We start from the raw sequence: 11,075 nt of genomic DNA, 5'->3' as shown, positions 1-11,075 counted from the left end.
CCCCATGACACCATTAGAGAACCCGGTCGATATCAGTGATAAGCCGCGTTTAACCACCCAAAAACTGTCACTGGGTTACGGCCAACAACTTATTATCAATAAGCTTAGTCTGAGCATTAAAAATGGTGCGTTCAGTGTGATTATCGGCCCAAACGGTTGTGGTAAATCGACGTTATTGCGAGCGCTCAGCCGTAGCTTGTTACCACAAAATGGCAACATCAGGTTAGATAAGCAGGATATTCAGCACTATAAAGCCAAGGTCTTTGCCCGCCAGTTATCGCTACTTTCTCAGGGCGCAAGTGTTTCCGAAACTTTGACAGTGTTTGATCTGGTTTCCCGTGGCCGTTATGCCCATCAATCATTCTTTCATCAATGGTCGGCAGAAGATGAACGTGTCGTAAAAGCCGCTATCAGCGCCGTTAATCTGGAGAGTCTGGTGCAGCAAAGGGTCAGTGAACTCTCTGGTGGTCAGCGGCAACGGGCGTGGTTTGCCATGACACTGGCTCAACATACACCGATTGTCTTACTGGATGAACCGACCACATATTTGGATATCGCGCACCAAATTGAAATGCTGGATTTATGCCAAGAACTGCAACAACAGGGGAAAACACTGGTATTGGTGCTACACGATATTAATCAGGCTCTGCGCTATGCAACCCACCTGATTATGTTGAAAGAGGGGAGAATTTATGCAGAAGGGTTACCAGAATCTATCGTTACTGAAGACAACATTGCCGCCGTTTTTGGGCTACGTTGCCGGATCATTACTGACCCAGAATCCGGTAAACCGTTGGTGATACCCCGCCGTCGCTCGTGTTAACCCATACGCGCTGAAAGGCTATTCAGGGCGCAGTACTATTAATTTATTAATAGTCTCAGACTGCTGACAAACCCCGATGATTCAATCTTGAACGGTGAGGATAGGCAGAGGAGTAAAGCGTCCGCGCCAGGGAGGGCGCGGCTCGAGCCCCCAGGGAAGGGTTTATGGCGTCTTTACGATCTGCCTGTTCTCTCCGTTGCAGGCACTTTGTCAATAACCTCAGTACTATTAATTTATTAATGGTCTATTAATTTATTAACGACCAATTGATTTATTAACGGCCCATTAATAAATACTGGAAAGCAATACTCATTGAGCGCTAACCAGCTGACACCTCGAATTCCACCAACGGATTGATCAAATCATCAGCAAACTGAAAACTTTGCACGGGGTCAGCCAAATCCAGCATGTGCTGGTTATTGGTGAGCTGTAAGCGGTTCAAACAACAGCGTTTAATTCTAGGTGTAAACAACGGATAGTACGCAAATTTAGCAGCCAATTCAGGATGCTGCTGCTGGTAATGGCGGATACAGGCCGCAACGTCGGCCCAGAAATACCGCTCAGGATAATTCCCTTGTTGCTCCAAGACTGCGGCTAAATAGCGGAAAACACCGTCGAACACATCGCTTAGGATCGTCATGGTTTTCATCTCATCGGGCATCTCCACGATGATGCGCCGGGCTTTCTCCGGTAAATCAGCCTTAGTGTTCAGCACCAAAATTTCTTCCGCCAGATCTTTCATAAAAATATGTTGTGGCACTGCATTCTGTAGAACCAAAATGATATTTTCACCGTGGGGCATAAACATCAAATCGTAAACATATAAACAATGTAATAGCGGTGACAAATAGCTGCGCAAATAACGTTCCAGCCATTGTTGTGTGGATAACCCGGATGCATCAATCAACGCAGGCAGTAGCGCCTTCCCTTCTTGATCCAAATGTAACAAGGCGGCCATCGTCATCAGTTGCTGACCGGGTTGAATTAATTGCAGCGGGTTTTCCCGCCACAGCGCAGCAGCCATTTTTTTGTATGCTGAATCCCCGGTGATCGCCTGCTCATAATAGCTATTGCGAAAACCAATACTGGCCACTTCACGCAAGATCTTAAAACCATACGCCTGCAATATTTCATCGCCTTCAACCAAGTCAAATAGCCATTCGTTAATCCCTGGCGTCGTTGCCATATAGTAGGGTGATAAACCACGCATAAACCCCATATTCAGGATCGATAACGACATCTTTACGTAATATCGCTGCGGTTGACTGCGATTAAAGAAAGTACGAATAGATTGTTGTGCCTGATAAGCATCTTTGCCCTGCCCCAAAAACACCAACATTTGATTGGCAATATCAGCCGCGAATATCGAGGTCAGTTTATTCTGCCATTGCCACGGATGCACTGGCATCAGCACATAATCCTGAGGATTGCAGTCTCTGGTCATTAATCGCTGTTCAAATTCGGCCAGCACTTCCGATCCGAGTTCCTGCTCCATCAACGTCGTGTAATCGAGTTGTTCAATGCAGGAAAAATGCGCCTTACTTTTGTGGGCGGCGAGCCAGACCAGATGCACATCTGATGCGGCTTCTGGGCTAAACCTCTGAAAATCCTGAGCATCAAAACCAATGCGCCCATTATTAGCGACAAAGGAAGGATGCCCCTCCATCATTTCCCTCTCGATTATCTGGAAGCTGGCATTGACCAACGCGGTAACGCTTATACCTGCGCGGCTGTGTTTAAATGCGCTGCTGTACAGCGTGCTGGTAATTTCCTCCAGATAGGTTGGCAATACTCGTTCACTGATGCCCAATTGCCGCTTGAACTCAATGATAAATGACAGCGAATCCAAATCTGTACTCTTTTCATTAACGGTTTTATGCAGCGAGTCTGGATCAATTAACCAGTGATCCAGTGCCAAGCGACGGGCACGAAACACATAGTTCGCCTGCTTGTCCGGCGCGACCAACTGATAGTGATAATATCCCTCACTATCAGGGTTATCTGTCATCAATTGGGGGGCCAACAAGCACTCGTGGGAAAACTCGGATATAGCTTTACACAGGTGCAAGCGATTCACTTTTTGCCACAGTACCGGCCGCAAATGGGGTACTTCCAAACTATGGTGTAGGGAGAGAGGCGCTGATAAGTCCATCATCATTGATGCTCCTTTTGTAAGGCAAGGTGGTATTGTTCCCGGGTGCAAAACGCCAACCAAGCGATTTTATGGGGTAATGTCAGTTGCTGCTGATAGACAAAACCAGCACGTTTATTTAAACGATGAATTTTTTCATTACGTACGTCAGGCTCGACTACGATACGGGCGACCGTTGGATCGCTGAAAATAAAGGTCATAATGGTCTGGAAAACCTGCCAGGTGAAACCAGTGATTCTCTCAACTGGTGGAGCCACCAAAATATGCATCCCAACATCATTAGGTTGTGCAGGGTAATAATCGGCAATCACATCTTGTTGGGCCAAATAACGTTCCAACAAGAACGCGGGCTGCTGCTGATAAACGCCGATAAAGACACTGCCTGGCTGACTGACATCCAATTCTTGGTAGAATGCCTTTACCTGCTGTGGGCTATAGCCTTGCATTCCCCAATAGTGAGCATATTCACGATTAACCCAATCCGTCAGCCAAGTGACATCTTGTGCCAACACCAGCGGACGGAGTTGAAAATCACCACTCGTCACCACGGCATCGCTCTCAATATTCCTCTCAGCGTTCATCACTCTTTTCTCCTCAGGGAGGGTGCCCTGAATTGCTGAAAAGCAATATTTTTCTCAATCGGATAATATTCAGTACCGGTTATTTCACGAATCAGACAAGAATTGCGGTAACAAGCCATACCGAGATCAGGCGTCACAAAGCCATGGGTATGTAGCTCTACGTTCTGTACAAAAACCGTATTATGCCGATCAATGCTGTAATTACGTTGAACCTCATAGCGCCCTTTATTATCCCAACGAATATGTTGACGTATACCTTCAATAAAAGTTGGGGGCCGATATTGATATCCGGTCGCCAAAACAGCACCTTCAGTATCCAACGTGAATAATTGGTTCTGTTCATGCTGCAACACCGACAGGTGCAACCCCTTACCATCATGGCTCGAATTCACCTGCTGTAATTCACTATTGGTGTACAGATTTACATTAAGGGCACCGTCCAGACGTTTGGTATACAACAGATCGAAGATATCGTTAATCAATGTGCTGTTAATACCTTTATACAATGGCTTATGGGAGAGATTCAGCTCATCACGTTTTTCGGGTGGAAGATGATAGAAATAGTCCACATATTCAGGTGAGGTCATTTCCAACGTCAGTTTGGTATATTCCAACGGGAAGAATCGAGGTGAACGAGTAAGCCAATTCAACTGGTAATCAAAGCGATCAATTTCACTCAGCAAATCATAGAAAATTTCGGCAGCACTTTGACCACTGCCCAAAATAGTGATAGCGCGTTTCTTTTGTAACGCTACTTTATGCTCCAGATACTGGCCGGACATCACTATTTGCCGAATAAAAGGTTGGCAACATTCGGGTATATGCGGCGAGGGGCCGGTACCCAGAACCAGTTTCTTGCACAGAAACTCATGGCGACTGCCTGAGCGTGTGTCAGAACAGCACAGCCGATATAGCGCGGTGTCTTCATCGTAATGAATATCATCAACCTGCATATTAAACCGTAAGTTAGGTAATTTCTCAACTGCCCACTGGCAATACTGGTTATATTCCTTACGTAGTAGGAAAAAATTTTCCCGAATATAAAAGGAGTAAATCCTCCCTTGTTGCTTGATATAATTTAAAAAACTTAATGGGTGCGTAGGCGATGCTAACGTCACCAAATCTGACATAAAAGGCGTTTGTAAGGTTGCACTTTCCAGCATCATTCCTGGATGCCAATCAAACCCTGCTTTCTGATCGATAAACAAACAGCGAACATCGTTTAGTGGTTGAGTTAAACATGCTAGCCCGAGGTTAAACGGGCCAATACCGATGCCAATAAAGTCATAAGGTCGCATTGTTCTAATCACTCCTGTTCAAACAACATCAATCTCATGATTGACTGTTATAGATAGTCGGATAGTTTTTACCTTCGGTAATAATGGCATCCACAATTTCGTTCAGGTGCTGGAGTGTGGTCGCCGGATTAAGAACGAAGAATTAATGGCACTAATAATGCTTTCTGCCAGTACTGCGGGAAGAACAACCGGACAATTAAGATGCGCAACATACTTAGGATGATGAAAATATACAGCACCCTTAACATATAGCTGCTGTAGTTCATCTAATACGCTATCCATTGACATTAATGGCTGATTTAAATTAACACAATAAAAGTCAGGTGATAGTTCAGAGAATAATATCCCGCTAAAGAGTTTGTCAGTCATGATGAATATAGCCTTAGTCCTTGCGTTGATATTATTTCTACTTTCATAATAATGGGCTGCGATACCTTTATTTAGGAAGCCCTCTAAACAAATCTCATCACTTATATTTTCACTTTGGTCTATGAAATGTTTCCCCTCATGGATATTTCCGTACATAATATACCCCTGGATATAAAGTGGTGTTTTGGTAACGCTATATTTTCTCAATATTTTATTATAATTAACTGCAGGTAAATATAAGGCACAAATATAATGAGGATTAAATAGTCAATACAGACAAGCTTCTGGGCAATGCAGGAGCTTGGCTAATTAATAAGATTTAATGTGGTTTTTCTAACGGACAATCATGGCAACTCCCGACACCGGGTAATTTATTTCGTTGACAACAACTACGTCGCTGTAAGATGCCGTTACGTAATATGACTGTCCGGTAAAGAGGGTTATCTTGACCACTCGGCAAAGACAAGTTCATGAAAAGCCCATTAATAATAGATTGATAGAGATCATCACCTAAGCGACCTTTAAATTCCCCTAGATACCAGAACATCAGGAATCCAATGTTATTCCATAGCAAGCGTCCATTTATACCTTGGTAAGACTCAATTTTTTCTGCTATGGGAATAACATGATGATTGAGAAATAAATAATAACGCTCAAGTAAGGTACCTGGATCTTGGTTTTGCCATTTTAATTGATAGTAAACCACTTCGGGTCTTCCGCTGTGATGAAATAACACTTTAAAATTTTGGTAGTGTGTGTCAACAGCCTGTGGATACTCTATTAATAACAACATCATTGGTGGGATAACCAAACCAAAATACCACTGACTCCATAATGAGTAGAGGGCTTTATCGTTGGGCTTTAGATCATTATCCCCATAATATTCATCTCTATATTTCTGTATTAACGTAGGAAAATTATCAATACTTGACCAGGCATGAAAACTTATAGATTCTTCAGGGATATCATCAGCGTTTACTTTTAACGTCCTGGAAAAATGTGCAAACGTTTTTTCAAAAAGTTCTGCTATATCCGCTATTACCCCTATAGGGGGAGGTGTAATTAACTGTACTGTATTTGACACCTGTTACCTCCTGAAGGATAAAATGATGAAAACATTATCATACATAATGATAGTGATTATCAATACCATTATCGTTTAAAAATATGCTGTTCTTTATATAAATTTATTTCAAAAAGGGGGAGCAGAAAATATTTTGTAACAATAGTCAAATAGAACATCATGATAACGTAGCAGAATCTCCCTACAATATGATTGATATCTGGCATATTTCTATATCTTCCGTCATTCATTTTCAATTATCAGTGCTATGATCAGCATAACTCAGTCCAGTTAATGATTTGTTATGTCCAGCTAATGTTCAAATCGCTTAGCTTGGATTGATTTTTTTTGTGATCGACTCGAGTCGATGCACTTATTTAATAAATGGCTATTTTTCTGATTGACGGCATAAGCCGTAGCAATACAAGGTGAAACTGGATATATGGAATGGATCGCGGATCCAACTATTTGGGCAGGACTGGCTACGTTGGTTGTGCTCGAAATTGTATTGGGTATTGATAACCTTATATTTATTGCCATCTTGGCAGAAAAACTCCCTCGTCATCAACGAGATAAAGCCAGAGTCACTGGTTTACTCTGCGCACTACTAATGCGTCTGGCACTGTTGGCCTGTATTTCGTGGCTGGCTACATTGACCACACCAATCATCACTCTTTCTGAACATTCGTTCAGTGCACGTGACTTGATTATGTTAGTCGGCGGAATATTCCTGCTGTTCAAAGCGACGATGGAGCTAAATGAACGGCTGGAAGGGAAAGATCATCAACAGAATCAGCAACGCAAAGCGGCTCGTTTCTGGCCGGTGGTGGCACAGATAGTAGTCCTGGATGCTATCTTCTCGCTCGATTCCGTGATCACCGCCGTCGGTATGGTTGATCACCTTGCGGTGATGATGGTCGCAGTCTGTATCGCGATTGGCTTGATGTTACTCGCCAGCAAACCGTTGACTCGCTTTGTCAATGCACATCCAACTATTGTCATTCTGTGCTTGAGTTTCTTACTGATGATCGGTTTCAGCTTAGTCGCTGAAGGTTTTGGTTACCATATTCCGAAAGGCTACCTGTACGCGGCTATTGGTTTCTCGGTAATCATTGAGTCACTGAACCAGTTTGCACAATTCAATCGGCGGCGCTTCCTGTCAACGGTTAGACCATTACGTGAACGTACCGCAGAGGCCGTTTTACGTATGCTCAGTGGTAAACACGAAGAAGCTGAATTGGATAACCATACTGCCAATCTGATCGCTGACAGTACCAGCGCAGGTCAGGAAGTGTTTAATGCGCAAGAGCGGCGCATGATTGAACGGGTCTTGGGGTTGGCACAACGAACCGTCAGCAGCATCATGACATCACGCCATGATGTTGAATATTTGGACCTCAATGACCCACCAGAGAAATTGACTCAGTTACTGGCGAAAAACCTGCATACCCGAATCGTGGTTACTGAAGATAGCTCTACTGATGAGCCTTTAGGCGTTATTCACGTAATTGATTTATTGAAACAACAATTAGCGAATGAAAAGCTCGACTTGCGGTCATTAATTCGCCAACCACTCATCTTTCCTGAACAAGTTTCACTGCTGATGGCTCTGGAACAATTCCGTCAGGCACAGACACATTTTGCTTTTGTCGTCGATGAGTTCGGTTCTATTGAGGGGGTTGTGACCCTTACCGACGTGATGGAAACTATCGCAGGTAATTTACCCGTAGCGGGGGAAGAGTTAGATGCGCGCCACGATATTCAGCAAACTGAAGATGGCTGTTGGATAGCGAACGGTTATATGCCGCTGGAAGATTTGGTGCTCTATTTGCCACTGCCAATTAATGAGAAACGTGAATACCACACGCTGGCCGGGTTACTCATGGAGCATACCCAGAGGATACCCAAAGTGGGTGAACAACTGACAATTGGCGACTACTTATTCGAACCTCTGGTGGTCAATAGCCACCGGATCTTGAAAGTGAAGATAACACCATTGAAGGTTCCTGAGCCAGATTACGAAGTGTAGCTAATTGATAACCCTATAGATTGAGTATAAACCTGGGCCAATTAACAAAAGCCTGGAGAAATAAAACGATTATGCCCGGTGAAGAACCACCTCCGGGCATATCTGTTTCCAATGGATGGCTTACAACTTATCAAGTGACTTTTTCAGATCGTCCACACGGCGATTTTGTTGGTTACGTTCAGCCCACTCCCCCAGCGCTTTCTTAGCCCGCTGCTGTAACTCACTACGCAGCAATTGATCAACATTCAATTGATAATTTAGCTGGGTCCATGGACCATAAATACGCAATGGAATATCTGTATTTTGTAATGTTTTGACAAGGCTACTCTGCCCACTCCAGCCTTGCATAACGCGTACAGCCAGATTCATGTCACATTGCTGTGTTGGGAGATTAAGTGCCCCGCTGCCTTTAATAGAAATTAATGACGAACTGGCATTGAGGCCACTGACTTTCACTGCACCTCGGTTCAGCGCCAGAGAGGCTTGCAGTTGTTTAACCTCAGTATATCGCTCATAGCGTTCCTGACCGGTGACATCATTGGTACTACGTGTGACAGCTTGTTGAATCAATTGCTGAATATTCAAGTCCTGTAACCGGGCGTTATTCATACTGACTTGTGCCCCGCCCCGCCAGCGATGTTTAAATGCCGCGAGATTCACACCATCTCCAGATAACTGCGCTTGCATGGAAAACTTACCCGTCATTACCTGCGGTAAACCTGCCGCCTGCAATACTGGCCCCAATTCCATATGGTTTATCACCGGATTCACCGCAGCCAACACTTTTTTTCCAGTAACATCCAATGACCCCGCGAGTGAGAAATCTCCCGCCAACGCATTGCCGGTTAGGCGAGTTACCTGTAAGTCGCCCTGCTGGTTAGTTGCCTGTAAATTCAAATGGTTGATGTTAATGTTGCGATAAACCACATTATTGGCGACAACCGTTGCTTGCGCCGTAAAGTCACGTAATGTCTGTAAATCTTGCCCTACATCATCATCTATCTGAATGGCAATAACCGGTGCTGTCGTGGTCGGCTGTTTGGTTTCGTCGGTACTGGCTGTTGAACTTTTCGGCTGCCAACCAGAGATCGCATCAAGATTGAGATTATCAGAGGTCAAACTAACCACGTAATCAGGCACATCAGCAAAGGTCGCCTTAACACTGCCAGCCAATTGGTTATTATTGGCAGTAAAACTTAACTGATTAAGTAGTAATTGCTGTATATCACTCTGATAGCTGGCTTCCAGTGCACCTCCGCCACTGATCCCCCCCGCAGGAATATCAGCGCCTTCCAGTTTATAAGTGAATTGGCTGATATTGGCACTGAACTGTCGGGGATATTGATGCATATCGGCATCAATGACCATTGAGAAGGTTAAGTCCCGCTGATTGCGGTTAACACGGCTGGCAAGAGTGACCTGCACCTGACGCTGCTCGTCTTGCTTGAGTTCGAGATTGATATCCCGGACATTAATTTGATCGTTGTCAGAACGTTGCCAAATAAGCAAACTGTCCGCGATTTGAAGTTTATTGATGTCCAGCTTCCAGCCACGGCTATCACTCACTGGTGCACTGCCCACAGGTGCGACTGGCGCATCTATCTGTTGCTGGGCCTCGCTGTCAGGGGTCAAACGGATCACCGCCCCTTTCAACATCACTTGTTTAACATCCAGTTGATGTGACAGCAGCGGCCAAAGTTTAACATCCAACCGCATGTTTTCAGCACTGACCACCGGTTCTAGTGCGCCAGGCGCGGTTAGCGCCATACGCCCAGCGATAATGCTGAGTTGCGGCCAGACGTGCCAACGTAAATCACCATCCAGTTGCAGGTGGTAACCACTCTTTTTCTCTACCTGTTTGACCATATAGGCGCGAAAATCATTAGGATTCACCAACAGCACTAATGCGCTCATACCTGCGACTAACACAATTAGCAGGATAACTAACATTGTCAGTAATCGTCTCATGACGTCCTCTTGTCCAAACAGGCTAAAATTCTCAATAAAAAAGAATGACTCGTCCAGACTGCTGATCAAGTCAAATGAAGGGGAAACGAGCCGTTGGGATTGTAAGTGGCGTCAGCCACCGGAGCGCCCCTAAGGTGCGGCCAACCCTTCACATACTGAGCTATAAATCGCGTTGTCAATCACCTCACTAGTCTTTATCAATACGGCTAGCTACAGCACCTTGTTGGCCACGATATTTTGCATCTTGGCGGCTGTTATAAGGCCGGGCCGCCGGGCCGGAGAGCGGTTCAAAACTCAGTGCGCCAATCAACATACCGGGGCGCAATGCCAATGGCAACTTACCTGAATTATAGAACTCCAACACAATTCGGCCTTGCCAGCCTGGATCAATACGATGTGCCGTGACGTGGACCATTAATCCGAGACGCGCTAAAGAAGAACGCCCATCTAACCAACCAACCAAATCATCGGGGATGGTGACAGATTCCAATGTGACCGCCAACGCCAGCTCTCCCGGATGCAAAAAGAAAGCTTCACCTTCTGGAAGATTGATTTCATCACTCATTACCCGTTCCAAGGCCGCGCTGACCTCATCTTTCGGGCCACTTAAATCAATAAATGCCGCAGTATGCCCACGGAAAACACGGAATTGATTACCTAAGCGAACATCAACAGTGGCACCATTGATTCGCTCTACCGGGGGGCGCGGCTCAATACCTAGCTTGCCACTATCCAGCCAGGCCTCTATGTCCCTATCGCACAGTCTCATCGCTAAAATCTCCCTAATAATTC

The 11,075-nt window shown here is 44.9% G+C and carries 7 protein-coding genes and 2 pseudogenes; 2 read left to right on the top strand and 7 right to left on the bottom strand.

Annotated elements, in window-relative coordinates; genetic code table 11:
- The first annotated feature begins 4 nt into the window (after nt 1-4).
- A complete protein-coding gene (locus tag AC971_RS02005) occupies nt 5-823 on the top strand; it encodes an ABC transporter ATP-binding protein (RefSeq protein ID WP_038402200.1) in 819 nt (272 codons plus the stop codon).
- Between the two features lie 319 nt (nt 824-1,142).
- Here the strand turns inward: AC971_RS02005 and AC971_RS02000 are convergent, their stop codons facing one another.
- From AC971_RS02000 to fhuF, 5 genes and pseudogenes are all read right to left on the bottom strand, one after another.
- The gene (locus AC971_RS02000; RefSeq protein ID WP_025383464.1) at nt 1,143-2,981 is read right to left on the bottom strand and encodes an IucA/IucC family protein; all 1,839 of its coding nucleotides are present in this window, start codon (nt 2,979-2,981) and stop codon (nt 1,143-1,145) included.
- Nucleotides 2,978-3,556, bottom strand: a complete 579-nt coding sequence (locus tag AC971_RS01995) for a GNAT family N-acetyltransferase (protein WP_025383463.1) — start codon at nt 3,554-3,556, stop codon at nt 2,978-2,980. The genes AC971_RS02000 and AC971_RS01995 overlap by 4 nt, the downstream gene beginning before the upstream one ends.
- The gene (locus tag AC971_RS01990; RefSeq protein ID WP_025383462.1) at nt 3,556-4,854 is read right to left on the bottom strand and encodes a lysine N(6)-hydroxylase/L-ornithine N(5)-oxygenase family protein; all 1,299 of its coding nucleotides are present in this window, start codon (nt 4,852-4,854) and stop codon (nt 3,556-3,558) included. Before AC971_RS01990 ends, AC971_RS01995 begins: the two co-directional genes overlap by 1 nt.
- Before the next feature lie 135 nt (nt 4,855-4,989).
- A pseudogene (locus tag AC971_RS01985) lies at nt 4,990-5,379 on the bottom strand (pyridoxal phosphate-dependent decarboxylase family protein); the annotation flags it as partial.
- A gap of 149 nt (nt 5,380-5,528) precedes the next feature.
- Nucleotides 5,529-6,307 (bottom strand): annotated as a pseudogene (fhuF, locus tag AC971_RS01980) (siderophore-iron reductase FhuF).
- A gap of 421 nt (nt 6,308-6,728) precedes the next feature.
- On the opposite strand from fhuF, the gene AC971_RS01975 reads away from it, so the two are divergent.
- Nucleotides 6,729-8,315: a TerC family protein gene (locus AC971_RS01975; protein WP_025383459.1), complete on the top strand. Its 1,587-nt coding sequence runs from the start codon at nt 6,729-6,731 to the stop codon at nt 8,313-8,315.
- Nucleotides 8,316-8,435: 120 nt separating this feature from the next.
- Here AC971_RS01975 and asmA read toward each other — a convergent pair whose 3' ends face one another.
- Nucleotides 8,436-10,283 carry an outer membrane assembly protein AsmA gene (asmA, locus tag AC971_RS01970; protein ID WP_025383458.1) on the bottom strand — a complete coding sequence of 616 codons (1,848 nt, stop codon included), beginning with the start codon at nt 10,281-10,283 and terminating at the stop codon, nt 8,436-8,438.
- Between the two features lie 187 nt (nt 10,284-10,470).
- Nucleotides 10,471-11,052 (bottom strand): dCTP deaminase, encoded by a 582-nt coding sequence (gene dcd / locus AC971_RS01965; RefSeq protein WP_002211873.1) that lies wholly within the window; start codon nt 11,050-11,052, stop codon nt 10,471-10,473.
- Nucleotides 11,053-11,075: the final 23 nt, after the last annotated feature.

The sequence above is a fragment of the Yersinia similis genome, assembly GCF_001053095.1.
Taxonomy (GTDB): Bacteria; Pseudomonadota; Gammaproteobacteria; order Enterobacterales; family Enterobacteriaceae; genus Yersinia; species Yersinia similis.
Note: the sequence above shows the minus strand (reverse complement) of the source record. Positions and strands in the feature narration are given on the sequence as shown.

What these genes read in the sequence shown, in the direction of transcription:
- AC971_RS02005 (WP_038402200.1), top strand. Translation starts at nt 5, where the DNA reads ATGACACCATTAGAGAACCCGGTCGATATCAGTGATAAGCCGCGTTTA.
- AC971_RS02000 (WP_025383464.1), bottom strand. Translation starts at nt 2,981, where the DNA reads ATGATGATGGACTTATCAGCGCCTCTCTCCCTACACCATAGTTTGGAA.
- AC971_RS01995 (WP_025383463.1), bottom strand. Translation starts at nt 3,556, where the DNA reads ATGAACGCTGAGAGGAATATTGAGAGCGATGCCGTGGTGACGAGTGGT.
- AC971_RS01990 (WP_025383462.1), bottom strand. Translation starts at nt 4,854, where the DNA reads ATGCGACCTTATGACTTTATTGGCATCGGTATTGGCCCGTTTAACCTC.
- AC971_RS01975 (WP_025383459.1), top strand. Translation starts at nt 6,729, where the DNA reads ATGGAATGGATCGCGGATCCAACTATTTGGGCAGGACTGGCTACGTTG.
- asmA (WP_025383458.1), bottom strand. Translation starts at nt 10,283, where the DNA reads ATGAGACGATTACTGACAATGTTAGTTATCCTGCTAATTGTGTTAGTC.
- dcd (WP_002211873.1), bottom strand. Translation starts at nt 11,052, where the DNA reads ATGAGACTGTGCGATAGGGACATAGAGGCCTGGCTGGATAGTGGCAAG.